Genomic DNA, 22,601 nt, shown 5'->3' on the forward strand with positions numbered 1-22,601 from the left:
CGCCGCCGCCGCGCACGCCAGGATCACCACGGCCACCGGCAGGCCCGTACCGATTGCGCCGAGCCCCGCCAGTGGCGCCGGCACGGCCGCTACCACCGGCTGAAGGCCACCCCGCCCGCCCCGCCGGCAGCTCAGCCCGGCGGTCGCGGCACCGGGCGCGACCCACCGGAGAGCTCGCGTGCGGCAGCCGCCGGAGGCGGGGTTCGCACGCGATGCGGTTGTCCGGCCGGTCGAGGCGTACCCGAGCCGGATTTGACGTTGGAATTCCGGAGGGCGGGACGCGGGCGGGGCCACCGCGAGCGAATACGGGCGCGTGCGAAACTGACGTCGTGTTGCGCTGGCTTACTGCAGGTGAATCCCATGGACCGGCGCTCGTCGCGATGCTCGAGGGCGTTCCCGCCGGGGTGGAAGTGACGAGTGCGGAGATCGGCCGCGATCTGGCTCGGCGGCGGCTCGGCTACGGCCGTGGCGCGCGCATGGCCTTTGAGCAGGACGTCATCGAGATCATCGGCGGTATCCGGCACGGTGTGACGCTGGGTAGCCCGGTGGCGATCCGGGTGGGCAACTCCGAGTGGCCGAAGTGGCAGACGGTGATGGCGGCCGATCCGGTCGACCCCGCTGAGCTCGCGGCGCAGTCCCGGAACGCGCCGCTGACCCGGCCGCGGCCCGGGCATGCCGATCTCGCCGGAATGCAGAAATATGGGCATACGGACGCTCGGCCGATTCTCGAGCGGGCCTCCGCGCGAGAGACCGCCGCGCGCGTGGCCGTCGGCGTGGTGGCCAAGGCGCTGATCAAGCAGGCGCTCGGCATCGAGATCGTGTCGCACGTGATCGAGCTCGGCTCGGTGGCGGCCAAGTCCGGCCTGATCCCGACGCCCGAGGACGCCGAGCGCATCGACGCCGACCCGCTGCGCTGCCTCGATCCCGAGGCGAGCGCGCGCATGGTCGCCGAGGTCGACGCGGCCAAGAAGGACGCCGACACGCTGGGCGGCATCGTCGAGGTGCTCGCCTACGGCGTGCCGCCGGGCCTCGGCTCGCACGTGCAATGGGACCGCAAGCTCGACGGCCGCCTGGCCGCCGCGCTGATGTCGATCCAGTCGGTCAAGGGCGTCGAGATCGGCGACGGCTTCACCCAGGCCCGCTCGCGCGGCTCGGTCGCCCACGACGAGATCATCCCGACCGCCGACGGCGTGCGGCGCGTCACCGACCGTGCCGGCGGCCTCGAGGGCGGTATCACCAACGGTGAGCCCCTGCGGGTACGCGCCGCGCTCAAGCCGATCTCGTCGCTCAACCGCGCCCTCCAGACGATCGACGTGATCACCGGCGAGCCGGCCACCGCGATCAACCAGCGCTCGGACGTCTGCGCGGTCCCGGCCGGCGCGGTCGTCGCCGAGGCGATGGTGGCGCTCGTGCTGGCCGAGGCCGCGGTCGAGAAGTTCGGCGGCGACTCGGTCGCCGAGATTCGCCGCAACCTCGCGAGCTACATCGAGTCGCTGGTGATCCGCTGATGGCGCCGGCGGCCGTGTTCGTGGGCGCACCCGGCGCCGGCAAGTCGACGATCGGTGAAGCGGTGGCGGGCCGGCTGGGCCTGCCGTTCCGCGACGTCGACACCATCATCGAGGAGAAGGCCGGCAAGCCGATCCCCGAGATCTTCTTCGACGACGGCGAGGACGCCTTCCGCGCGCTGGAACGGGAAACGATCGCGGAAGCGCTGGGGGAGTTCGACGGCATCCTGGCCCTCGGCGGCGGCGCGATCCTCCATGAGCGCACCCGCGAGTTGCTCGCTTCGCAGACGGTGGTCTACCTGTCGGTCGAGCTGAGCGATGCGGTGAAGAGGGTGGGTCTCGGCGGCGGGCGGCCGCTGCTGGCGATCAACCCTCGGGCCACGCTGAAGTACCTGCTCGACCAGCGGCGGCCGCTGTACGCGTCGGTGGCCACGCATTCGGTCGTCACCGATGGGCGCGAGCCCGAGGAGATCGCGGCCGAGGTCGCGGCCCTGCTGAAGGTGTGACAGACGAGACCGGGTAGCCGGCGCCCCCACGGGTTAAGACTGACCGCATGACACGAGCGGTGCGATTCGATCAGTACGGTGACGTCGACGTTCTCCGGATCGAGAACGTCGAGCGTCCGCAGCCGGCGGCCGACCAGGTCCTCGTCGAGGTGGTCGCGGCCGGGATCAATCCCGGGGAGATCGCCATTCGGGGCGGGTTCCTGCACGACCAGTGGCCGGCGACGTTCCCGTCCGGCGAGGGCAGCGACTTCGCGGGCCGGGTCATCGAGGTGGGCGGTTCGGTCAGCGAGTTCGCGGTCGGTGACGAGGTGCTCGGCTGGTCCGACTCGCGGTCGTCGCACGCCGACTACGTGCTGGTGTCCGCCGACCACCTGACCCGCAAGCCCCTGGCGCTCGACTGGATCCGGGCCGGTGGCCTTTTCGTCGCGGGCGTGACCGCGTACGCGTCGGTGCGCGCCGTGCAGCCGGTGGCCGGCGAGACGGTGGTCGTCAGCGGCGCGGCCGGCGGCGTCGGCTCGATCGCGGTGCAGTTGGCCCGCAACACCGGCGCCACCGTGATCGGCATCGCCGGCGAGAACAACGCGGCCTGGTTGCGCTCGGTGGGGGTCACCCCCGTCGCCTACGGCGACGATCTCGCGGAGCGGTTGCGCAAGGTGATCCCGTCCGGCATCGACGCGTTCATCGACACGTACGGCAATGGCTATGTGGACCTGGCCGTCGAGCTGGGTGTGGACCCTTCCCGGATCAACACGATCATCGACTACGCGGCCGCGCAGAAGGCCGGCGCCAAGGCCGAGGGCAGCTCCACGGCCAGCGACCCCGAGGTGCTGGCGTTCGTGGCCGACGAGATCGCCTGGGGCCGGATCTCGCTGCCGATCGCCGCGGTCTACCCGCTGGAGGCGGTCAAGGACGCCTACACCGAGCTGTCCGCCCGCCACACCCGCGGCAAGATCGTCCTGTCGACCGAGCTGCCGTCGAACGCGGGCCGCCAGCCGGCCGCCTGAGCCAGAGCGGCCCGTTCGCCGCGACCTCAGCTCACCCGACTTTCCAGCCGTTCGATGCGCTGGATCAGCGGGGTCAGCTCGGCCCGGAACGCGGCCACGAGCGCCGGGGGAAGGGCCGGCGCTCCCGCGCTGGCGCGTAGATGGGCGTACCCCGCGAGCGCGGCCGCGACGGCCCGGCGGACGGAGCGGGCGTCGGCGCCGCGGGAGCGCAGCAGCTGTCGCGTACGTCCGAGGGGTGGAACCCCACCCGGGCGGGGCGACCGGGCGAGCGTGGCGTGGATAGGGTTGCCGCCGTGGTGACACGCATACACGTAGGTGGTGACCGGCCGTACGACGTGCTGGTCGGGCACGACCTTGCCGGGGAGCTGCCGGGGCTGATCGGCGACGCCGCGCGGGTCGCGGTGCTCTACTCGGCGCCCTTGCGGGAACGCGCCGCGGCGATCGGCGGCGCGCTCGAGGCCAAAGTCACGCCGATCGAGGTGCCGGACGCGGAGAAGGGCAAGACCGTCGAGGTCGCGGCCCGCTGCTGGGACGCGCTGGGTGAGGCCGGCTTCACGCGGTCCGACGTGGTGGTCGGGGTCGGCGGGGGAGCGGTCACCGACCTCGCCGGGTTCGTCGCCGCCTCCTGGCTGCGCGGAGTGCGCTGGGTCCCGGTGTCGACGTCGCTGCTCGGCATGGTCGATGCGTCGGTCGGCGGCAAGACGGGTGTGAACGTCGCGGCCGGGAAGAACCTGGTCGGAGCGTTCCACCCGCCGGCCGGGGTGCTCTGCGATCTCGACGCGCTGGCCACGCTGCCGGCCGACGACCTCACCGCGGGGCTGGCCGAGGTCATCAAGTGCGGCTTCATCGCCGATCCACGCATCCTCGAGCTGATCGAGAGCGACGGCGCCGGGAAGCACCTGCGCGAGCTCGTCGAGCGGGCCATCCGGGTCAAGGCCGAGGTGGTCAGCGTCGACCTCAAGGAGTCGGGGCCGCGCGAGATCCTCAACTACGGGCACACGCTCGGGCACGCGATCGAGAAGCGCGAGAAGTACACCTGGAAGCACGGGCACGCGATCTCGGTCGGGCTGATCTTCGCGGCGGCGCTGTCGCGGCTGTCCGGGCGGCTCGACGACGAGACGGCCGCGCGGCACCGGGCCGTCCTGGAAAAGACGGGGCTGCCCACGGCGTACGCGAAGGACGCCTGGACCGATCTTCTCGGCGCGATGCGCGTCGACAAGAAGGCACGGGCCGACACGTTGCGGTTCGTTGTTCTCGACGGCCTGGCGAAGCCGGGCATTCTCACCGGCCCCGACGAGGGGTTGTTGCGTGAGGCGTACGCGGAGGTGGCGCGATGATCTACGTGCTGAACGGGCCGAACATCGGGCGGCTGGGCACGCGGGAGCCCGAGATCTACGGCCGGACCACCTATGCCGACCTTGTCCAGATCTGTCAGGACGCGGCCAAGCAACTCGGCCTGGAGGTCGAGGTGCGGCAGACCGAGGCCGAGTTCGAAATGATCCGGTGGCTGCACGACGCGGCCGACGAGGGCGCCGACGTGGTGATCAATCCGGGCGCGTGGACGCACTACAGCATCGCGGTTCGCGACGCGTGCGCGATGCTTCGCGGACGCCTCATAGAGGTGCATATATCAAATATCCACCGCCGCGAGGAATTCAGGCACAAGTCGGTCATCACCGGCGTCGCCACCGGAGCGATCATCGGGCTGGGCGTCGACGGTTACCGGCTGGCGCTGGAGCACCTGGCCCAGGTGGGCGACGGGGCGTAAGCGCCGGTAGACTCGTTCGGTCACCGACAAAATTCAAGATCAAGGCAGACGAGGGCTCGCAAAAAACATGGCTACCACGAACGACCTGAAGAACGGCCTGGTGCTCAACCTCGACGGCGATCTGTGGTCCGTCGTGGAGTTCCAGCACGTCAAGCCCGGTAAGGGTGGGGCGTTCGTCCGCACCACGCTGAAGAACGTGCTCTCCGGCAAGGTCGTCGACAAGACCTTCAACGCGGGCACCAAGGTCGAGACCGCCACGGTCGACAAGCGCACGATGCAGTACCTCTACCTCGACGGCGAAGACTTCGTCTTCATGGACCTGGACACCTTCGACCAGATCACCGTCCCCGTCGGCACCGTCGGCGAGAACGCCAACTACCTGCTTCCCGAGGCCGAGGCCACGGTCGCCACCCACGAGGGCGTCCCGCTGTACATCGAGCTCCCGACCAGCGTCTTCCTCGAGGTCACCTACACCGAGCCGGGCCTGCAGGGCGACCGCTCCACCGGCGGCACCAAGCCGGCCACGGTCGAGACCGGCGCCACGGTCAACGTCCCGCTCTTCATCACCACCGGCGAGAAGATCAAGGTCGACACCCGCGACGGCCGCTACCTCGGTCGTTCCTGACGATGGCGGATGCCCCCAAGACCCAGATGCCCGCGCGTCGCAAGGCGCGCAAGCGGGCGCTGGATGTCCTGTACGAGGCCGACCTGCGTGACCTGCCGCCGAGCGAGGTGCTGCGGACCTACGTCGACCGCATCGAGAAGCCCCGCCCCGACCACATGGACTACGCGGAGAGCCTGGTCGAGGGCGTCGCGAAAAACCTCGACCGCATCGACGAGCTGATCGCGAGCTACGCCGAGGGCTGGACGATCGACCGCATGCCCGTGGTCGACCGCAACCTGGCGCGCATCGCGGTGTACGAGCTGCTCTACGTCCCCGAGATCGACGACCCGGTCGCGATCACGGAGGCGGTCGAGCTCGCGAAGCAGATGTCCACCGACGACAGCCCGCGCTTCCTCAACGGCATCCTCGGCCGCATCGCGGAGTTCGCCACCCGGTAATTCCCCTCACGTGAGCCGCTCCGCAGGTTGGGGGCGGCTTCGTGCTTTCCGGCTTCTTGCCCGGCGGCCGTGACGGTGCGGTCGGAGAAATGCGAAGGAAGGGTTTGAGTTTTCGCGTTCGCTCAATGTGCGAAAACGGGCGATGGTGTGTGGGTGCGAACGGTGGTCCGCACGGTCGGTGATATCGAGCGCCGTGGGGTCGCGGGACAGCGTCACGGGCAGTGGCGGCTGGGCCGTGCACGCCGGCTCGATCGGGGACGATGGCTGCCGCCGGCCTACGCGTGAGACGTCAACGGAAAAAGAGATACGCGAAAGGCCCGCGGGATGATCGCGGGCCTTTCGGGTAAGACTGACTTGCTGCCGGGAAGGTCAGCTGGCGAAGAAGGCGCGGGGGTCGGCTACCAGGACACCCTGCTCCGTGAGGCGCTCGATGAGGCCGCTCGGGGAGATGTCGTAGACGATGGCGAGCGCGCGCAGGTCGTCGGCTCGGATGGAGAGGACGCGGCCGTTGTAGTCGCCGCGTTGCTGCTGGATGGCCCGGGCGTACCGTGCGACGTAGGCGAGGTCCTCGCCGGTGGTGTCGTACAGCTTTTCCAGGTCGAGCACGATCTTGTTGGTTGCCTCGAGGCGGACGCCGCTGCCGTCGGGCAGCAGCTCCGAGACGGGCACGCGGTAGAAGTCGGCCAGCTCGGCGAGGCGGGAAACGGTGACCGCGCGGTCACCACGCTCGTACGAGCCCACCACCACGGCCTTCCATCGGCCGTTCGACTTCTCTTCCACACCCTGCAGGGACAGGCCCTGCTGCTGGCGGATGGAGCGCAGGCGGGCGCCCAGCGACTTGGCGTACTCAGACGGCATTCGGAACACTCCCATGTGCTTGCCCGGAGGGTTCTTCCTCCGCGATCGCTACGCAGCGTGACGGTACGCAGTGTGAGTCCGCCGGTCAAGTGTTGGTTACCGATGAGTCGTGCGGCCCATGGGGGTTATGCCGGATTCGTCCCACTGATTCCGGAGGTTGGGCAGGTCACCATGGTCGACGCTGCGGCCGCTGGTAACGTAGCGTCAGCCATCGGGCAACCTCCCCTGGAGGTTCCCGTCGACGTCCTTTAACGACCCGTCCCGTGAGGCGGGGAAGGAGGTCCGCCGTGGCTTCGCCGCGCGCTGACACGAGCACGAAGATCATTCTGACCGGGTCCGACCTGCATCGGGTCGTCGACCGGATCGCTCATCAGATTCTCGAGAAGACGTCGGGCGCCACCGGCACCGTGCTTCTCGGCATCCCCACCCGCGGCGTCCCGCTCGCGAAGCGGCTGGCCGCCCGCATCCACGCCTTCGAGGGCATCGACGTGCCCGTGGGCTCCCTGGACATCACGCTCTACCGCGACGATCTGCGGCTGCACGCCACCCGGGCGCTCGGCAAGACCGAGCTTCCGGGCGGCGGCATCGACGGACGTCGCGTCATTCTGGTCGATGACGTGCTCTTTTCCGGGCGTACGGTCCGAGCCGCGCTCGACGCTCTCAACGACGTCGGCCGTCCCAGCTCGGTGCAGCTCGCCGTCCTGGTCGACCGCGGGCACCGGCAGCTGCCGATCCGCGCCGACTACGTGGGCAAGAACATCCCGACCGCGCTGAGCGAGAGCGTGCGCGTCTCGCTGACCGAAACCGACGGGCTCGACGAGGTCAAGCTGGCTGGCGGCGTCTATGGAGGTCAAGCGTGATCAAGCATCTGCGATCGGCCGCCGATCTGGACGCGGCCACCGCCACCCTGATCCTGGACACCGCCGGCGAGATGGCGGCGCTGGCCGGCCGCGAGGTCAAGAAGCTGCCGACGCTGCGCGGGCGGACCGTGGTGAACCTCTTCTACGAGGACTCGACCCGGACCCGGATCTCGTTCGAGGCGGCGGCCAAGCGGCTTTCGGCGGATGTCATCAATTTTTCCGCGAAAGGCTCGAGCGTCTCGAAGGGTGAGAGCCTGAAGGACACCGCTCTCACATTGCAGGCGATGGGCGCGGACGCCGTGGTGATCCGGCACTCCGCGTCGGGCGCGCCGCACCGGCTCGCCTCCTGGGTGGACGGCTCGGTGATCAACGCGGGCGACGGCACGCACGAGCACCCGACGCAGGCGCTGCTCGACGCGTACACGATGCGGTCGCGGCTCGGTCGTCTCGACGGGCTGCGGGTGGCAATTGTCGGGGATGTCCTGCACAGCCGGGTCGCGCGATCCAATGTGCTGCTGCTCACCACGCTGGGCGCGCAGGTGACCCTGGTCGGGCCGCCCACGCTGATCCCGGTGAACATCTCCGCGGCTTTGTCGCCGGCCACAAAAGTGTCGTACGACCTCGATAGCGTCCTGCCCGACATGGACGTCGTGATGATGCTGCGGGTGCAGACCGAGCGCATGCAGGACTCGTACTTCCCGTCCGCGCGGGAGTACAGCCGGCGCTACGGCCTCGACCTCGCGCGCATGCGCAAGATGCCGGAACACGCGATCGTCATGCACCCGGGCCCGATGAACCGGGGCATGGAGATCACGCCCGAGGTCGCTGATTCGTCCCGATCCACGATTGTCGAACAGGTCGCCAACGGGGTCAGTGCCCGCATGGCGGTTCTCTATCTGCTGCTGGGGGGCAAGGCGTGAGCTCGTATGTCTTGAGGAATGTCTCGGTTCTCGGCGCCGCGCCGGCCGACCTGGTTCTGCGCGACGGGGTGATCTCGTCCGAGGCTGCTTCCGGCGCGCAGGTCATCGACGCCTCCGGTCTGGTGGCCCTGCCCGGCCTGGTAGATCTGCACACCCACCTGCGCGAGCCCGGCCGGGAAGACGCCGAGACCGTCGAGACCGGCTCCCGGGCGGCCGCCCTGGGCGGGTACACCGCGGTCTGCGCGATGGCGAACACGTCGCCGGTCGCCGACACCGCCGGCGTCGTCGAGCAGGTCTGGCGCCTGGGCCGCGAGGCCGGGCTGGTCGACGTGCAGCCGATCGGCGCGGTCACCGTCGGGCTGGCCGGCAAGCAGCTCGCCGAGCTCGGCGCGATGGCGACCTCCGCCGCCGGCGTGCGGATCTTCTCGGACGACGGCTTCTGCGTCGCCGACCCGCGCCTGATGCGCCGGGCGCTGGAGTACGTGAAGGCGTTCGACGGCATCATCGCCCAGCACGCCGAGGAGCCGCGGCTCACCGAGGGCGCGCAGATGCACGAGGGCGAGGTCAGCACCCGCCTGGGCCTGACCGGCTGGCCGGCCGTCGCCGAGGAGGCGATCATCGCCCGCGACGTGCTGCTGGCCGAGCACGTCGGCAGCCGCCTGCACGTGTGCCACGTCTCCACCGCCGGCTCGGTCGAGGTGCTGCGCCAGGCCAAGGCCCGCGGCGTCCGGGTAACCGCCGAGGTGACGCCGCATCACCTGCTGCTCACCGACGAGCTGGCCGCCTCCTACGACCCGGTTTTCAAGGTCAACCCCCCGTTGCGTACGGCGGCCGACGTCGCCGCCCTGCGCGCGGCGCTCGTGGAGGGCGTCATCGACGTGGTGGCGACCGACCACGCCCCGCACGCGGTCGAGGACAAGGAATGCGAGTGGGCGTACGCCCGGCCCGGCATGCTCGGGCTCGAGACCGCGCTCTCGATCGTGATCAGCGTCCTCGGCGAGCGGTGGGACCTGATCGCCGACCGGATGTCGCGCACCCCGGCCAAGATCGCCGGGTTGGCCGGGCACGGCGCCGACCTCGCGGCCGGCTCGCCGGCCAACCTCACGCTGGTGGACCCGTCCGCCCGCCGGGTCGTCGACCCGGGCGAGCTGGCGAGCCGCAGCCGCAACACGCCGTACACGGGCACCACCCTGCCGGGTCGCATCGTCGCGACCTTCCTCCGGGGAGAGCCGACGGTCCTCGACGGGAAGGCTGTGAAATGAGCAAAGCGATCCTCGTGCTCGAGGATGGGCGAACGTTCCGGGGCAATGCCTATGGCGCCCTGGGGGAGACGTTCGGCGAGGCGGTCTTCACCACCGGCATGACCGGCTACCAAGAGACGCTGACCGACCCGTCCTATCACCGGCAGGTGGTCGTGCAGACCGCCCCGATGATCGGCAACACGGGTGTCAACGACCAGGACGACGAGTCTTCTCGCATCTGGGTGGCCGGCTATGTCGTGCGTGACCCGGCCCGTCGTCCGTCGAACTGGCGCTCGACCGGTGACCTCGGTGATCGGCTCGCGGCCGAGGGGATCGTCGGGATCAGCAGGATCGACACCCGGGCGCTGACCCGGCACCTGCGCTCTCGCGGCGCGATGCGGGTGGGGGTCTCCAGCGTGGATCTCGACCCCGCTTCGCTGCTGACGCGGGTTTTGTCGTCGCCGCAGATGGTTGGCGCCGATCTGTCCGCTGAGGTCTCAACGCCGGATAAATACACCGTTCCGGCCGTCGGTGAACACCGGTACACGGTGGCGGCGCTCGACCTCGGGATCAAGCGCAACGTCGCCCGCCGGCTCGCCGCCCGCGGGGTGACGACCCACATCTTCCCGGCCTCGTCGACGATCGAGGATCTGCTCGCGGTCAGCCCCGACGCGGTCTTCTTCTCGCCCGGCCCCGGCGACCCGGCCACCGCGGACGGGCCGGTGGCGCTGGCCCGCGAGGTGATGCGCCGGCGTACGCCGCTGTTCGGCATCTGCTTCGGCAGCCAGATCCTCGGCCGCGCGCTCGGCTTCGGCACCTACAAGCTCGGGTACGGCCACCGCGGCATCAACCAGCCGGTGCTCGACAAGACCACCGGCAAGGTCGAGGTCACCTCGCACAACCACGGCTTCGCGGTCGACGCCCCGCTGAACACGGTGATCGACACCGAGTTCGGCGGCGTCGAGGTGTCGCACGTCTGCCTCAACGACAACGTGGTCGAGGGCCTGCGGGGGATCGACGTCCCCGCGTTCACCGTTCAGTACCACCCCGAGGCCGCCGCCGGCCCGCACGACGCCGACTACCTGTTCGACAGGTTCGTCGAGCTCGTCGAGAAGAAGGGCTGATCATGCCGAAGCGTGAAGATCTCAAGCACGTGATGGTGATCGGCTCCGGGCCGATCGTCATCGGGCAGGCCTGCGAGTTCGACTACTCCGGCACCCAGGCCTGCCGGGTGCTGCGCGCCGAAGGGCTGCGCGTTTCGCTGGTCAACTCCAACCCGGCCACGATCATGACCGACCCCGAGTTCGCCGACGCCACCTACATCGAGCCGATCACCCCGGAATTCGTCGAGCTGGTCATCGCCAAGGAGCGGCCCGACGCGATCCTGCCCACGCTGGGCGGGCAGACCGCGCTGAACACCGCGGTCGCCCTGCACGAGAGCGGCGTGCTCGAGAAGTACGGCGTCGAGCTGATCGGCGCCAACATCGACGCGATCCGCCGCGGCGAGGACCGGCAGCTGTTCAAGGACATCGTGGCTCGCGCCGGTGGGCAGACGCCCCGGTCGCGCGTCTGCCACTCGCTCGAGGAGGTTCTCTCCACCGTCGAAGATCTTGGTCTTCCGGTGGTGATCCGGCCGTCCTTCACCATGGGCGGGCTCGGATCGGGCATGGCGCACACCCCCGAGGACCTGTCGCGCATCGCGGGGGCCGGCCTGGCCGCCTCGCCGGTGCACGAGGTGCTCATCGAGGAGAGCGTGCTCGGCTGGAAGGAGTACGAGCTCGAGCTGATGCGCGACAAGCACGACAACGTCGTGGTCGTCTGCTCGATCGAGAACATCGACCCGATGGGCGTGCACACCGGCGACTCGGTCACCGTCGCGCCGGCCATGACCCTGACCGACCGGGAGTACCAGGACCTGCGCGACCTCGGCATCGCCGTGCTGCGCGAAGTCGGCGTCGACACCGGCGGCTGCAACATCCAGTTCGCGGTCAACCCGAGCGACGGCCGCCTGGTCGTCATCGAGATGAACCCGCGGGTCTCCCGCTCGTCGGCGCTGGCGTCCAAGGCGACGGGCTTCCCGATCGCGAAGATCGCGGCGAAGCTGGCCATCGGCTACACGCTCGACGAGATCCCGAACGACATCACGCTCAAGACCCCGGCCGCCTTCGAGCCGGCCCTCGACTACGTGGTCGTGAAGATCCCGCGGTTCGCGTTCGAAAAGTTCCCGGGCGCCGACCCCGAGCTCACCACGACGATGAAGTCGGTGGGCGAGGCGATGTCGCTGGGCCGCAACTTCGCCGAGGCGCTCAACAAGGCGATGCGGTCTCTCGAAACGACCGCGGCCGGGTTCTGGACCCAGCCGGATCCGGCCGGGTCCCTCGACGAGGTTCTGGCGGCCCTGCGCATCCCGCACGACGGCCGCCTCTACACGGTCGAGCGGGCGCTGCGGCTCGGCGCCACCATCGAGCAGGTCTTCGAGGCCAGCGGCGGGATCGACCCGTGGTTCCTCGAGGAGATCCAGGGCCTGATCGAGCTGCGGCGCGACATCTCGGACGCCGCCGTGCTGGACGAGGAGCTGCTGCGCCGGGCCAAGCGCTCCGGACTCTCCGACCGGCAGCTCGCTGCGCTGCGGCCCGAGCTCGCCGGGGAGGACGGCGTGCGCATACTGCGGCACCGGCTGGGCATCCGGCCGGTCTACAAGACCGTCGACACCTGCGCCGCCGAGTTCGAGGCGAACACGCCGTACCACTACTCGTCCTACGACGAGGAGACCGAGGTCGCGCCGTCCGACCGCCCCAAGGTCCTGATCCTGGGCTCCGGACCGAACCGGATCGGCCAGGGCATCGAGTTCGACTATTCCTGCGTGCACGCCGTCATGGCGTTGCGGGGCGTCGATTACGAGACCGTCATGGTCAACTGCAACCCTGAGACCGTGTCGACCGACTACGACACCGCCGACCGGCTCTATTTCGAGCCGCTGACCTTCGAGGACGTGCTCGAGGTCTTCCACTCCGAGGACACCTCCGGCAAGGCGGCCGGCGGCCCCGGGGTGGTCGGCGTGATCGTGCAGCTGGGCGGCCAGACCCCGCTCGGCCTCGCCAACCGGCTCAAGAAGGCCGGCATCCCGATCGTCGGCACCTCGCCCGAGTCGATCGACCTGGCCGAGGACCGCGGCCTGTTCGGCGCGGTGCTGCACAAGGCCGGCCTCCGCTCGCCCGACCACGGCACCGCCACCAGCTTCGAGGAGGCCAAGGCGATCGCCGACGCGATCGGCTACCCGGTGCTGGTGCGTCCGTCGTACGTGCTCGGCGGCCGGGGCATGGAGATCGTGTACGACGAGCCGACGCTGGCCGGCTACATCGACCGGGCCACCCAGATCTCGCCCGACCACCCGGTGCTGGTCGACAGCTTCCTCGACGACGCCATCGAGATCGACGTGGACGCGCTCTGCGACGCCACCGGCGAGGTCTACCTGGGCGGCGTGATGGAGCACATCGAGGAGGCCGGCATCCACTCCGGCGACTCGTCCTGCTCGCTGCCCCCGGTCACCCTGGCCGGCTCGCACCTGGCCGAGGTGCGGCGCTACACCGAGGCAATCGCCCGCGGCGTCGGGGTGCGCGGCCTGCTCAACGTCCAGTACGCGCTCAAGGACGACACCCTCTACGTGCTCGAGGCCAACCCGCGCGCGTCCCGCACCGTCCCCTTCGTGTCGAAGGCGACCGCGGTCCCGCTGGCCAAGGCGGCCGCTCGCATCATGCTCGGCGCCACGATCGCCGCCCTGCGCGAGGAGGGCCTGCTGCTGCCCGAGGGCGACGGCGGCACGACCCCGGAGAACGCGCCGATCGCGATCAAGGAGGCGGTGCTGCCGTTCAAGCGGTTCCGCACCCCGTCGGGCAAGGGCGTCGACAGCCTGCTCGGGCCCGAGATGAAGTCGACCGGCGAGGTGATGGGCATCGACGCCGGCTTCGGGCAGGCGTTCGCCAAGTCGCAGGCCGCCGCGTACGGGTCGCTCCCGACCAGCGGCAAGATCTTCGTCTCGGTCGCGAACCGCGACAAGCGCACGATGATCTTCCCGATCAAGCGGCTCGCCGACCTCGGCTTCACGATCGTGACGACGGCCGGCACCGGCGAGGTGCTGCGCCGGCACGGCATCTCCTGCGAGATCGTGCCCAAGCACTTCGAGAGCCCCGGCCAGAACGCGGTGGCGCTGATCCTGGCGGGCGAGATCGCGATGATCATCAACACGCCGCAGGGCTCGGGCGCGAGCGCTCGCTCCGACGGCTACGAGATCCGCAGCGCCGCGGTCACGGCCGACATCCCGAGCATCACCACGACCCAGGGCGCGGCCGCGGCCGTGATGGGCATCGAGGCCCTGATGCGCGGCGACATGACGGTCCGCCCCCTGCAGGAGCTGCACGCCGCTCTCCGGGGTGGCAAATGACCCTGTTCGAGTCCGCCGTCCGGCCCGTCCTGTTCCGGGTCGGCGGCGGCGACGCCGAGAGGGCGCACGAATTCACGCTCGGCCGGCTCGCGCGGCTCGGTGGGAGCGTCCGCGCGGTGCTGCGGGCGCGCTACGCGACCGATGACCCGGTCCACGTGTTCGGAGTGCGGTTCCCGAACGCGGTCGGGCTGGCGGCCGGGATGGACAAGAACGGGGTGGCGCTGTCCGCGTGGCCCGCGCTCGGGTTCGGGTTCGTCGAGGTCGGTACCGTCACCGCCAAGGCGCAGCCGGGCAACGACAAGCCCCGGCTGTACCGGCTGCGCGACAGCGAGGCGATCATCAACCGGATGGGCTTCAACAACGCGGGGGCGGCCGCGCTGGCGGCCCGCCTCGCCGCGCTGGGGCCGCTGCGTTCATCCAACCTGGGAGTGCCGCTCGGCATCTCGCTCGGCAAGTCCAAGGTGACGCCCCTCGAGGAGGCGGTCGAGGACTACCTGGCCTCCTACGAGCTGCTGCATCCCTACGCCGACTACATCGCGGTCAACGTGTCGTCGCCGAACACGCCGGGCCTGCGCGCCCTGCAGGACAAGACGGCGATCGCCGACCTGCTGGGCGCCCTGGTCGGGAAGAAGCCGGTGCTCGTGAAGATCGCGCCCGACCTCACCGAGCCGGCGATCGCCGAGCTCCTCGAGGTCTGCCTGAGCCACGGCGCGGCCGGTGTGATCGCCACGAACACGACGCTCGCCCGCGACGGGCTGGCCGCGGCCGACCAGCCGAGGGCCGCCGAGCAGGGCGGGCTCTCCGGCCGGCCGCTCACCGAGAAGGCGCGCAAGATCGTCCACTTCGTGCACACCGAGACCGACGGCCGGCTCCCGATCGTCGGCGTCGGCGGCGTGATGTGCCCCGAGGATGCCTTCCGCATGCTCGATGCGGGCGCCTCGCTGGTGCAGCTCTACAGCGGCTTTATCTACCACGGGCCTGCCCTGGTGCGCGGCGCGGCACGGGCGGCGGCGGCGCAGCGGGCCCGGGCCGGTGCGGTGGAGATTCGGTGATCGCCATGCCGCCCGTTGCTTCCGATGAATCAGAAATGTCGGAAATGGGGTGGGCGGCATGAGTGGAGACGAGCGCGCGTTGCTGGCGCTGGATCGGGCACACGTCTGGCATCCCTACGGGCCGATGCCGGGCAGGAGCGAGCCCTATCTGGTCGAGAGCGCCCACGGGGTCCGGCTGCGGCTCGCGGACGGGCGGGAGCTGGTCGACGGGATGTCCTCGTGGTGGGCGGCCATCCACGGGTACCGGCACCCGGTGCTCGACGCGGCGCTCGCCGAGCAGGCGGGACGCATGAGCCACGTCATGTTCGGCGGGCTCACCCACAAGCCGGCCATCGAGCTCGCCACCACGCTGGTCGAGCTCGCGCCCGACGGACTCGAGCACGTTTTCCTCGCCGACTCCGGGTCGGTGAGCGTCGAAGTCGCGATCAAGATGGCGCTGCAGGCTCAGCTCGCGCTCGGGAAACCGCGGCGACGGCGGTTGCTGACCTGGCGTGGCGGATATCACGGGGACACGTTTCACCCGATGACCGTGTGCGACCCGATCGGCGGGATGCACTCGCTGTGGACGGGTGTGCTGCCGCTGCAGGTCTTCGCGGACCTGCCGCCGGTCGACTTCGATCAGGGCTACGCCGATGGGTTGCGGGCGCTGATCGCGGAGCACACGGACGACGTCGCGGCCGTGATCGTCGAGCCGGTCGTGCAGGGGGCCGGTGGGATGCGGTTCCACCATCCGGAGTACTTGCGGGTGCTGCGGGAGGCGACCGCCGCGTACGGAACCTTCTTGATCTTCGATGAGATCGCCACCGGATTCGGGCGCACGGGCGAATTCTTCGGGGCGGACCACGCGGGGGTCAGCCCGGACATCATGTGCGTGGGCAAGGCGCTCACGGGCGGCTATCTGACCCTTGCGGCGACCCTCTGCACGACCGCGGTGGCCGAGGCGATCTCCTCGGGGGACGGCGGCGGGCTCGCGCACGGTCCGACCTTCATGGGCAACCCGCTCGCCTGCGCGGTCGCCGGCGCGTCCCTGGGGCTGCTGCGCGACACGGACTGGCGATCACACGTACGGGTGATCGAAAGCGGTCTCCGAGACGGCCTGGAGCCCTTGCGCGGGGTTCCGGGAGTCGACGACGTGCGGGTCCTGGGCGCGATCGGCGTCGTGCAGCTCGACCGTCCGGTGGACATGGCCAAGGCGACCGCCGCGGCCGTCGAGGCGGGCGTGTGGCTGCGGCCGTTCCGGGACCTGATCTACACGATGCCGCCGTACGTGGCGTCGACTGACGACGTGGCCCGGATCGCCGCGGGGATCGCCGCGGCGGTCGCGGCCACCTGAGAACCGCGGCCGCGGGGTCGCGGCCGCCCGGCAACGGTGGTCGCGGGTCGCGGCCGCCCGACAACCGCACCACCGCTCGCGCCGCCGCCGGGGTGGCGGCGACCTGACACTCGCACTACCGCGTGAGCCGCCGCCGCGGTGGCGGCTACCTGACACGGAAGAGGTATCGCAGCGATGGAGACCTTCGGACTGCGGCTCACGGACGCCATCGGGAAGCGGGGGCCGCTGTGTGTCGGCATCGATCCGCACCCCGCTCTGCTCACCCGCTGGGGGCTCACCGACGACGTGGCCGGCCTGGAACGCTTCGCCCGTACGGTCGTCGAAGCACTGGCCGATCGGGTGGCCGTGGTGAAGCCGCAGTCGGCGTTTTTCGAGAGATTTGGGTCACGTGGCATCGGCATTCTTGAGTCAACTATCCGACAGTTGCGCGAGGCCGGAGCACTTGTCCTGCTGGACGTGAAGCGCGGCGACATCGGCTCGACGATGGCCGCGTACGCCTCCGCCTACCTTGATCCTGCGAGTTCGCTGTGTGCCGACGCGATTACTGTGAGTCCCTACCTCGGAGTCGGGTCGTTGCAGCCGGCATTCGACCTCGCGGCCGCCAACGGCGCCGGCGTGTTCGTCCTCGCGCTGACGTCCAACCCGGAGGGAGCGAGCGTCCAGCATGCCCTCGCTTCGGACGGCCGGACGGTCGCGCAGGCCGTGATCGATGAGATTTCCCAGGTCAACACGGGTGCCCAGCCGCTCGGCAACCTTGGTCTCGTGGTCGGCGCCACGATCGGACGGACCGGGCACGACCTGTCCCAAGTGAACGGTCCGTTGCTCGCTCCGGGCCTCGGAGCACAGGGCGCGACCCCCTCCGACCTGCGCTCCGTCTTCGGCGAAAGCCTGCGCAACGTGCTGCCGTCGTACTCACGGGAAGTTCTCAACGCGGGACCTTCCGTATCCGCGCTGAGAGACGCCGCGGAGCGTGCCGTCGCCGAATGCCGCGCCGCTCTCGGGTGAAACGGGCCTGCTTATCAGGCCGGGGGACACCCGGGTCGGGGGTACCCCCACGTTGCCGAAAGCGCCGTTGACCGCTAGTTTTCCCCGCGCCGGGAACCACATGCCCCTTTGGTTCCCTGGCACACCACGTTTCACAGAAGCGCCGGTATTCGACTACCGCCGCGATAGGGACCTGAGGAGAACTGGTGCCGCTCCCGTCACTGAGCCCCGAGCAGCGCGCTGCAGCGCTGGAGAAGGCCGCGGAAGTTCGCAAGGCTCGGGCTGAGCTGAAGGAACAGCTCAAGTCCGGCAAGACCACCCTCGCCGCTGTGCTTGACCGCGCGGAAGGCGACGAAGTCGTCGGCAAGCTGAAGGTCTCGGCCGTGCTTCAGGCGCTGCCGGGCATCGGCAAGATCCGCGCGACCCAGATCATGGAGAAGCTGAAGATCGCTGACAGCCGCCGGCTGCGCGGTCTCGGCGACCAGCAGCGCAAGGCCCTCCTGGGGGAGTTCGCTGCCAACTGACTCATGGGCTCGTGTTGAATGAGCCTGTGAGCATGGATGACGACGCGCGCCCGGCAGCCCGCCTCACCGTCCTCTCCGGCCCTTCCGGGGTCGGGAAAGACAGTGTGATCGAGCTGATCCGGGCGCGCTCGCCTTGGATCAAGCTGTCCGTGTCGGTCACGACCCGGAAGAAGCGCGACTACGAGACCGACGGCGAGCACTACCACTTCGTGACCAGGAGTGAGTTCCAGCGGCTGATCGACGGCGGTCAGCTGCTCGAGTGGGCCGAGTTCGCCGGCAACCTCTACGGCACGCCCCGGGCGCAGGTCGAGGGCTGGTTGAGCCAGGGCCAGCCGGTCCTGCTCAAGATCGATCTCCAGGGCGCCCGCCAGGTGCGGGCCGCGATGCCCGAGGCGCAGCTGGTGTTCCTCGCGCCGCCGAGCGTCGAGGAGCTCAAGCGCCGCCTGATCGGACGAGGCACGGACGACGAGGAGACGATCCGCCGTCGCCTGGCCCACGCCGACGAGGAACTGGCCGCCGAGAAGGAATTCGACCGAACGGTGGTCAACGACTTCGTCGAACGGGCCGCGGACGAGCTGGTAGGATTGCTCGGTTCATCGTTTCTGACGCCCGCGCAAGCTCCAGAGCGTTAAGGCCAAATTCCTAAGTAAGGATCTCTGAACTGTGGGAACCGTAGCCAACCCCGAAGGCATCACCAACCCGCCGATCGACGAGCTGCTCGACAAGACCTCGTCGAAGTACTCGCTGGTGATCTTCGCGGCCAAGCGCGCCCGCCAGATCAACGCCTACTACAGCCAGCTCGGTGAGGGCCTCCTCGAGTACGTGGGCCCGCTCGTCGAGACCACGCCGCAGGAGAAGCCGCTCTCGATCGCCATGCGTGAGATCAACGCCGGCCTCCTGACCGCCGAGGCTACGGACAATCCGTAGGTGATCGGGTGCATTCTGTTCGCGAAAAGCGCGAACCGAAGGCACTACGAATTGATGCCTGCTCCGGGGGCCGAGCCCCCGGACGCCCCACATTTGGGGCAGCCGCGTCACAAGTGTTGTGGGTGATCCCGCGTCCCTCTGAGGGGCGCGGGATCATTGCGTTTATGACTGAGGTCGTCCTGGGGGTCTGCGGCGGGATCGCCGCCTACAAGGCGTGTGAGCTGTTGCGGCTCTTCACCGAGTCGGGGCACAGCGTGCGGGTGGTGCCGACCGCCTCGGCGCTGAGGTTCGTGGGGGCGCCCACCTGGGCCGCGCTCTCCGGCAAGCCCGTCGCCACCGAGGTGTGGGACGACGCACACGAGGTGCCGCACGTGCGGATCGGCCGCAACGCCGGCTTGGTGGTCGTCGCGCCGGCCACGGCCGACCTGCTGGCCAAGGCGGCGCACGGGATCGCCGACGATCTTCTGACGAATACCCTGCTCACGGCGACCTGTCCGATCGTCTACGCGCCGGCCATGCACACCGAGATGTGGGAGAACGCCGCGACGCGTGCGAACGTGGCTACCTTGCGTGAGCGTGGGGCGATCGTGATCGAGCCGGCCGTGGGGCGGCTCACCGGTGCGGACACGGGCAAGGGTCGGTTGCCCGACCCCGAGACGATCTTTGAGCTTGCTCTCCGCGTACGAAATCGCGGGCTTGATCTTGATCTTGCCGGACGGCATGTCGTGGTGACGGCGGGTGGGACGCGCGAACCGCTCGATCCGGTGCGATTCCTCGGAAATCGGTCGTCCGGAAAGCAGGGATATGCGCTCGCGAAGGCCGCCGCGGCGCGAGGCGCGCGGGTCACGCTGATCGCGGCGAACGTCACGTTGCCCGACCCGGCGGGCGCCGAGATCACCCGCGTGGGTACCACCGAGGAGCTGCGGGTGGCGACCGTGAAGGCCGCCGCCGACGCCGACATCGTGGTCATGTCCGCCGCGCCCGCCGACTTCCGGCCGGCCACGATTGCGGCACAGAAAATCAAAAAGGACGATTCGGGTACGCCTGAGGCAATCGTCCTCGTGACAAACCCCGACATCGCCGCCGAACTCGGCGCGGCGAAGCGGCCGGGGCAGGTGCTCGTCGCGTTCGCGGCCGAGACCCACGACGCGTTGGAGCACGCCAGGGCTAAGTTGACCAAGAAGCGCGCCGATCTGATCGTGGTGAACGAGGTCGGTGTGGATCGGGTCTTCGGAGCCGACCACAATGACGTGACTATCCTCGGTTCGGACGGATCTACCGCCACTCTCGGTGAACTCCGCAAAGAAGATGTGGCCGATAGGATTTTGGACCGCGCTGCCGCGCTCCTGGAAACAGCAGGTCGGCGGCAGTGAGACGGCACAGCACCCCGGCGACTTCTGTCGTGCGTGGTGACTACACTCTCGCGATACGTTTGAACTTCGAATAGCTGAGGAGCACCGTGGCACGCCGCCTGTTCACCTCCGAGTCGGTCACGGAAGGCCACCCGGACAAGATCGCTGACCAGATCAGCGACGGCATTCTCGACGCCCTGCTGGCCCAGGACCCGCGCAGCCGCGTGGCGGTGGAAACGCTCATCACCACCGGCCAGGTCCACGTGGCCGGCGAGGTCACCACCCAGGCGTACGCCGACATCCCGAGCATCGTGCGCGAGACCATCCTGCGCATCGGGTACGACTCGTCGAAGAAGGGGTTCGACGGCGCTTCCTGCGGCGTGAGCGTCTCCATCGGCGCGCAGTCGCCCGACATCGCCCAGGGTGTCGACAGCGCTCTCGAGCTGCGTGAGGGTGACTCCGAGCACGTCCTCGACTCGCAGGGCGCCGGCGACCAGGGCATGATGTTCGGCTTCGCCTGCTCGGAGACCCCCGAGCTGATGCCGCTGCCGATCGCGCTCGCCCACCGCCTGGCCCGCCGCCTGTCCACGGCGCGCAAGGACGGCACGATCCCCTACCTGCGTCCCGACGGCAAGACCCAGGTCACCATCGAGTACGACGGCCTCAAGCCGGTCCGCCTCGACACGGTGGTCGTCTCGTCGCAGCACGCGGCCGACATCTCGCTCGAGTCGCTGCTCACGCCCGACATCCGCGAGCACGTGATCGCGCCCGAGCTGGAAGGCCTCGGCATCGACACCGAGGGCTACCGCCTGCTGGTCAACCCGACCGGCCGCTTCGAGATCGGCGGCCCGATGGGCGACGCCGGCCTCACCGGCCGCAAGATCATTGTTGACACGTACGGCGGGTACGCGCGCCACGGCGGCGGCGCGTTCTCCGGCAAGGACCCGTCCAAGGTGGACCGCTCGGCGGCGTACGCGATGCGCTGGGTCGCCAAGAACGTCGTGGCGGCCGGCCTGGCCGAGCGGTGCGAGGCGCAGGTCGCGTACGCGATCGGCAAGGCGCACCCGGTCTCGTTGTTCGTCGAGACGTTCGGCACCGAGAACGTGCCGGTCGAGCGGATCGAGAAGGCCATCGGCGAGGTGTTCGACCTGCGTCCGGCCGCGATCATCCGCGACCTCGACCTGCTGCGGCCGATCTACCAGCAGACCGCCGCCTACGGGCACTTCGGGCGTGAGGTGCCGGAGCTGCTGTGGGAGAACACCGACCGCGCTCAAGACCTGAAGAACGCAGCTGCCTGAGGTTTTCCGCTTTTGCGCCCCGGCTTTTTGCCGGGGCGCTTTGCGTTATGCCCGCTCGGCCTTCACGGTCAGGGTGCTGTAGTGCATCGTCACGGCGCCGCCGTGGATGTCGATGGCCTCGCCGGTGGCGGCCAGGAGCTCGGCCAGCTTCTCCGGGGTGATGTGGGCGGCCAGGCCGCCGTGGGTCTGCATCACGCTGAGCCAGTCGTCCCGCGTGTAGACAAGATCCCAGTCGGTTCGCCATTGCTCGGGCTGCCGGAAGGCGTTGGCGTCGAGGCCGGCGATCGCCTTGTCGGGGATGGCCTGGTAGGCCTGGACCATCGGGACGGAGCTGGCGTAGGGGTTGGGGATTTCGGGGAGGATCCGCGCGTTGATCTCGGCGAAGGCTCGCTTGAGGTCGGGGTCGGGTTCGAAGACGTTCCAGAGCAGCGCGAGCGACGCCCCCTTTTTCAGAATTTCTGCCGCTTTGGCGGCCCCTTTCACCGGATCGATCCAATGCCAGGTCGTTGCGGCCACGACGCCGTCGAAGGTGCGGCCACGGGGATCCCAGTCCTCGAACTTCGCGACCTCGACCTCGAGGCCCCGCCGGCGGGCCCGGTCGGCCATGCGGTCGTCGACGTCGAGGCCGAGGACGGTCGCGCCGGCCGCCTGGAGCTGGCGCGCGGCGATGCCGGTGCCGGTGCCGACATCGAGGAAGGCGGGGCCGGGAGCGGCCTCGACGATTCGCTTGATCACCTCGTCAGGGTAGCCCGGCCGGGTGCGGTCGTAGCGCTCCGCGTCGGCGCCGAAGGACTCCGCTACCTGGCGTTGCTGGTGGATGTCGCTCATCGGGCGCTCCCTCTCCGGCCCTATAGTGGGGGGGGGGGGGCGGGGGGGGGGGGCCCCCCCCCCCCCCCCAAAAAAAACGAAGGGGGGGGGGGGGGGGGGCGGCCCCGCCCCGCGGCCGCGGGCCGGCGCGCGGTGAGC

General features: G+C 69.8%; 23 protein-coding genes. 20 read left to right on the plus strand and 3 right to left on the minus strand.

Annotated elements, in window-relative coordinates:
- Nucleotides 1–329 precede the first annotated feature (329 nt).
- From aroC to ACIA5D_RS22315, 3 genes are read left to right on the plus strand one after another with little or no spacing between them, the layout of a single operon-like run.
- Nucleotides 330–1,508, plus strand: coding sequence for a chorismate synthase (gene aroC, locus ACIA5D_RS22305; protein ID WP_396032062.1), 1,179 nt, complete (start codon nt 330–332; stop codon nt 1,506–1,508).
- Nucleotides 1,508–2,011 (plus strand): shikimate kinase, encoded by a 504-nt coding sequence (locus ACIA5D_RS22310; RefSeq protein WP_396032063.1) that lies wholly within the window; start codon nt 1,508–1,510, stop codon nt 2,009–2,011. Before aroC ends, ACIA5D_RS22310 begins: the two co-directional genes overlap by 1 nt.
- Before the next feature lie 47 nt (nt 2,012–2,058).
- On the plus strand, nt 2,059–3,015 hold the full coding sequence (locus ACIA5D_RS22315) for an NADP-dependent oxidoreductase (RefSeq protein WP_396032064.1): 957 nt from the start codon (nt 2,059–2,061) through the stop codon (nt 3,013–3,015).
- Nucleotides 3,016–3,041: 26 nt separating this feature from the next.
- On the opposite strand, the gene ACIA5D_RS22320 is transcribed toward ACIA5D_RS22315, so the two are convergent.
- Complete coding sequence (locus ACIA5D_RS22320) at nt 3,042–3,365, minus strand: hypothetical protein (RefSeq protein WP_396032065.1); 324 nt, start codon at nt 3,363–3,365, stop codon at nt 3,042–3,044.
- On the opposite strand from ACIA5D_RS22320, the gene aroB reads away from it, so the two are divergent.
- The 4 genes from aroB (at nt 3,351) to nusB (ending at nt 5,845) form a co-directional block, all read left to right on the plus strand.
- Nucleotides 3,351–4,352: a 3-dehydroquinate synthase gene (gene aroB, locus ACIA5D_RS22325; RefSeq protein ID WP_396032066.1), complete on the plus strand. Its 1,002-nt coding sequence runs from the start codon at nt 3,351–3,353 to the stop codon at nt 4,350–4,352. The two genes, ACIA5D_RS22320 and aroB, sit on opposite strands and share 15 nt — an antisense overlap.
- A complete protein-coding gene (gene aroQ, locus ACIA5D_RS22330; RefSeq protein ID WP_396032067.1) occupies nt 4,349–4,783 on the plus strand; it encodes a type II 3-dehydroquinate dehydratase in 435 nt (144 codons plus the stop codon). The genes aroB and aroQ overlap by 4 nt, the downstream gene beginning before the upstream one ends.
- 67 nt (nt 4,784–4,850) lie before the next feature.
- A complete protein-coding gene (gene efp / locus ACIA5D_RS22335; RefSeq protein ID WP_396032068.1) occupies nt 4,851–5,408 on the plus strand; it encodes an elongation factor P in 558 nt (185 codons plus the stop codon).
- A 26-nt stretch (nt 5,409–5,434) separates the two neighbouring features.
- Nucleotides 5,435–5,845 (plus strand): transcription antitermination factor NusB, encoded by a 411-nt coding sequence (gene nusB / locus ACIA5D_RS22340; RefSeq protein ID WP_396032196.1) that lies wholly within the window; start codon nt 5,435–5,437, stop codon nt 5,843–5,845.
- A 369-nt stretch (nt 5,846–6,214) separates the two neighbouring features.
- On the opposite strand, the gene ACIA5D_RS22345 is transcribed toward nusB, so the two are convergent.
- Nucleotides 6,215–6,703: a transcriptional regulator gene (locus ACIA5D_RS22345; RefSeq protein ID WP_020517563.1), complete on the minus strand. Its 489-nt coding sequence runs from the start codon at nt 6,701–6,703 to the stop codon at nt 6,215–6,217.
- 287 nt (nt 6,704–6,990) lie between these two features.
- Here ACIA5D_RS22345 and pyrR point away from each other — a divergent pair, with 287 nt between their 5' ends.
- From pyrR to metK, 13 genes are all read left to right on the plus strand, one after another.
- Complete coding sequence (gene pyrR / locus ACIA5D_RS22350) at nt 6,991–7,563, plus strand: bifunctional pyr operon transcriptional regulator/uracil phosphoribosyltransferase PyrR (protein ID WP_396032069.1); 573 nt, start codon at nt 6,991–6,993, stop codon at nt 7,561–7,563.
- Nucleotides 7,560–8,483, plus strand: coding sequence for an aspartate carbamoyltransferase catalytic subunit (locus ACIA5D_RS22355; protein ID WP_396032070.1), 924 nt, complete (start codon nt 7,560–7,562; stop codon nt 8,481–8,483). The genes pyrR and ACIA5D_RS22355 overlap by 4 nt, the downstream gene beginning before the upstream one ends.
- Nucleotides 8,480–9,745 carry a dihydroorotase gene (locus ACIA5D_RS22360; RefSeq protein ID WP_396032071.1) on the plus strand — a complete coding sequence of 422 codons (1,266 nt, stop codon included), beginning with the start codon at nt 8,480–8,482 and terminating at the stop codon, nt 9,743–9,745. The genes ACIA5D_RS22355 and ACIA5D_RS22360 overlap by 4 nt, the downstream gene beginning before the upstream one ends.
- Complete coding sequence (carA, locus tag ACIA5D_RS22365) at nt 9,742–10,848, plus strand: glutamine-hydrolyzing carbamoyl-phosphate synthase small subunit (RefSeq protein WP_396032072.1); 1,107 nt, start codon at nt 9,742–9,744, stop codon at nt 10,846–10,848. The genes ACIA5D_RS22360 and carA overlap by 4 nt, the downstream gene beginning before the upstream one ends.
- 2 nt (nt 10,849–10,850) lie before the next feature.
- Nucleotides 10,851–14,165 (plus strand): carbamoyl-phosphate synthase large subunit, encoded by a 3,315-nt coding sequence (gene carB / locus ACIA5D_RS22370; RefSeq protein WP_396032073.1) that lies wholly within the window; start codon nt 10,851–10,853, stop codon nt 14,163–14,165.
- Nucleotides 14,162–15,217 carry a quinone-dependent dihydroorotate dehydrogenase gene (locus ACIA5D_RS22375; RefSeq protein ID WP_396032074.1) on the plus strand — a complete coding sequence of 352 codons (1,056 nt, stop codon included), beginning with the start codon at nt 14,162–14,164 and terminating at the stop codon, nt 15,215–15,217. Before carB ends, ACIA5D_RS22375 begins: the two co-directional genes overlap by 4 nt.
- Nucleotides 15,218–15,275: 58 nt before the next feature.
- Entirely contained in the window at nt 15,276–16,550 is a 1,275-nt protein-coding gene (locus tag ACIA5D_RS22380; RefSeq protein ID WP_396032075.1) for an adenosylmethionine--8-amino-7-oxononanoate transaminase, read from the plus strand.
- Between the two features lie 174 nt (nt 16,551–16,724).
- Entirely contained in the window at nt 16,725–17,555 is an 831-nt protein-coding gene (gene pyrF / locus ACIA5D_RS22385; protein WP_396032076.1) for an orotidine-5'-phosphate decarboxylase, read from the plus strand.
- A gap of 185 nt (nt 17,556–17,740) precedes the next feature.
- Nucleotides 17,741–18,058, plus strand: a complete 318-nt coding sequence (gene mihF / locus ACIA5D_RS22390; protein WP_203797403.1) for an integration host factor, actinobacterial type — start codon at nt 17,741–17,743, stop codon at nt 18,056–18,058.
- Nucleotides 18,059–18,090: 32 nt separating this feature from the next.
- On the plus strand, nt 18,091–18,690 hold the full coding sequence (gmk, locus tag ACIA5D_RS22395; RefSeq protein WP_396032077.1) for a guanylate kinase: 600 nt from the start codon (nt 18,091–18,093) through the stop codon (nt 18,688–18,690).
- A 31-nt stretch (nt 18,691–18,721) separates the two neighbouring features.
- Nucleotides 18,722–18,985, plus strand: coding sequence for a DNA-directed RNA polymerase subunit omega (gene rpoZ / locus ACIA5D_RS22400; RefSeq protein ID WP_396032078.1), 264 nt, complete (start codon nt 18,722–18,724; stop codon nt 18,983–18,985).
- 164 nt (nt 18,986–19,149) lie between these two features.
- The gene (coaBC, locus tag ACIA5D_RS22405; RefSeq protein WP_396032197.1) at nt 19,150–20,358 is read left to right on the plus strand and encodes a bifunctional phosphopantothenoylcysteine decarboxylase/phosphopantothenate--cysteine ligase CoaBC; all 1,209 of its coding nucleotides are present in this window, start codon (nt 19,150–19,152) and stop codon (nt 20,356–20,358) included.
- A gap of 86 nt (nt 20,359–20,444) precedes the next feature.
- The gene (metK, locus tag ACIA5D_RS22410) at nt 20,445–21,635 is read left to right on the plus strand and encodes a methionine adenosyltransferase (protein WP_396032079.1); all 1,191 of its coding nucleotides are present in this window, start codon (nt 20,445–20,447) and stop codon (nt 21,633–21,635) included.
- Nucleotides 21,636–21,680: 45 nt separating this feature from the next.
- Here metK and ACIA5D_RS22415 read toward each other — a convergent pair whose 3' ends face one another.
- The gene (locus ACIA5D_RS22415) at nt 21,681–22,463 is read right to left on the minus strand and encodes a class I SAM-dependent methyltransferase (RefSeq protein WP_396032080.1); all 783 of its coding nucleotides are present in this window, start codon (nt 22,461–22,463) and stop codon (nt 21,681–21,683) included.
- Nucleotides 22,464–22,601: the final 138 nt, after the last annotated feature.

The sequence above is a fragment of the Actinoplanes sp. NPDC051513 genome (assembly GCF_044454685.1).
GTDB lineage: Bacteria > Actinomycetota > Actinomycetes > Mycobacteriales > Micromonosporaceae > Actinoplanes.